The sequence below is a fragment of the Streptomyces sp. NPDC056948 genome (assembly GCF_042674225.1).
Taxonomy (GTDB): Bacteria; Actinomycetota; Actinomycetes; order Streptomycetales; family Streptomycetaceae; genus Streptomyces; species Streptomyces purpurascens.
The window spans coordinates 1-1913 of the sequence record NZ_JBHUQX010000761.1 but is presented as its reverse complement, the minus strand read 5'-3'; the positions used below and the strand labels follow the sequence as shown (position 1 = coordinate 1913).

At 70.3% G+C, this 1913-nt stretch carries 2 protein-coding genes; both read right to left on the bottom strand.

Annotated elements, in window-relative coordinates; translation table 11 throughout:
* Positions 1 to 175 precede the first annotated feature (175 nt).
* Complete coding sequence (efeU, locus tag ACFTZL_RS44445) at positions 176 to 1018, bottom strand: iron uptake transporter permease EfeU (RefSeq protein ID WP_382596219.1); 843 nt, start codon at positions 1016 to 1018, stop codon at positions 176 to 178.
* Positions 1019 to 1023: 5 nt separating this feature from the next.
* A partial coding sequence (gene efeB, locus ACFTZL_RS44440) for an iron uptake transporter deferrochelatase/peroxidase subunit (RefSeq protein ID WP_382596216.1) occupies positions 1024 to 1913 on the bottom strand: 890 nt, incomplete at its 5' end.

The window sequence follows — 1913 nt, the reverse complement described above, 5'->3', positions numbered from 1 at the left end:
GCGCGATGGGGTCGGATACCAATTGACTGTTCGTTGACGCGCCAACCGCTGCGGGCGGACACCCCCCGACACGGCCCCTTCCGTGCGTCCCTAGCTGCGGGCATGCGTGCCGCTAGGGGCGGCACGGGTGGGCGCAGCGGCACCCCGCTACGCCGGGCTGCGCACCCACCCGGCCTCAGCTGTCGCTGGCCGCCGTTGTCGTCGTCCGGCGTTGTCCGAGGCCCGTCGGGGCCAGGAACAGCGCCAGGGTCGGGATCAGGTACAGGAGCCACACCGTCACCTGGAGGACCGTCGGGTCGGGCTGGAAGTTGAACACGCCCTTGAGGAGCGTGCCGTACCAGCTGTCCGGGGGGATCGTGCCGGAGATGTCGAAGGCCTTGTTCGTGAGGCCGGGCAGGAAGTCGGCCTCCTGGAGGTCGTGGAAGCCGTACGCCAGGACGCCCGCGGCCACGACCACGAGCATGCCGCCGGTCCATGTGAAGAACTTCGCCAGGTTGATGCGCAGCGCGCCCCGGTAGAACAGCCAGCCCAGGAACACTGCCGTAGCAAGGCCCAGACCCACACCGACCAGAGGTCGCGGCGTGCCGTCGCTCGCCGCGTGGACCGAGGCCCAGACGAACAGGGCCGTCTCCAGGCCCTCCCGGCCCACGGCCAGGAACGCCGTGGCGACCAGCGCCCCCGTGCCCATCGCCAGGGCCGCGTCCAGCCTGCCGTGCAGCTCCGCCTTGAGATGGCGGGCGGTGCGGCGCATCCAGAACACCATCCACGTCACCAGGCCGACCGCGAGGATCGACAGGGAGCCGCCGAGCGCCTCCTGGGCCTGGAACGTCAGCTCCTGGGAGCCGAATTCGAGCGCGCAGCCGAAGCCGAGCGCCAGGGCCACCGCCACGCCGATGCCGGCCCAGATCGGCTTCAGGGCGTCCCTGCGGTCCGTCTTGACCAGGTAGGCGATGAGGATGCAGACGACCAGGCTCGCCTCCAGGCCCTCGCGCAGACCGATCAGGTAGTTGGAGAACATCGGGTCTACGCCTCCCCTGAGAACAGCGTCCGGCCCCACCAGTCGTCCTTGTCGCGAACGCCCGGCGGGATCGCGAAGAGCGCCGAACCCACGTGCTGGATGTACTCGTTGAGCGCGTCTGTCGCCAGATTGCGCTGGATCGGGATGAAGCCCTCGCGGACGTCCCGCTGGTAGGCCAGGAAGAACAGGCCCGCGTCCAGGCGGCCCAGGCCGTCCGTGCCGTCGGTGAAGGAGTAGCCCCGGCGCAGGATCGTCGCCCCCTGGTTGGAGTCGGGGTGCGCGAGCCGGACATGCGCGTCGGGCTTCATCGCCTTGAGGAACGGCTTGTCGCGTTCCTTCGCCTTGCCGACCGGGGCGCCCTCGCCCTTGTCGCGGCCGAAGATGTCCTCCTGCTCCTGGAGCGAGGTGCGGTCCCATGGCTCGATGTGCATGCGGATGCGCCGGGCGACGAGGTAGGAGCCGCCCGTCATCCAGGCCGGGCCGCCGTTCTTCCCGTCCACCCATACGAACTTCCGCAGACGGTCCGTCTCCGTGCCCGCGATGTTGCGCGTGCCGTCCTTGAAGCCCATCAGGTTGCGCGGGGTCTGCGCCTCGGGCGTCGTCGACGACGTCTTGCCGAAGCCGAGCTGCGACCAGCGGATGACCACCTTGCCCATTCCGATGCGGGCCAGGTTGCGGATGGCGTGCACGGCGACCTGTGGGTCGTCCGCGCAGGCCTGGACGCACAGGTCGCCGCCGCTGCGGGTGCCGTCGAGGTTGTCGCCCGCGAACTTCGGCAGATCGACCAGGGCTTCGGGGCGCTGGTCCGCGAGGTCGAACCTCTCGAACAGGGCCGGGCCGAAACCGACCGTGAGCGTCAGGCGGGAGGGCTTGAGGCCCAGGGCCTCGCCCGTGT

What these genes read in the sequence shown, in the direction of transcription:
- efeU (WP_382596219.1), bottom strand. Translation starts at nt 1,018, where the DNA reads ATGTTCTCCAACTACCTGATCGGTCTGCGCGAGGGCCTGGAGGCGAGC.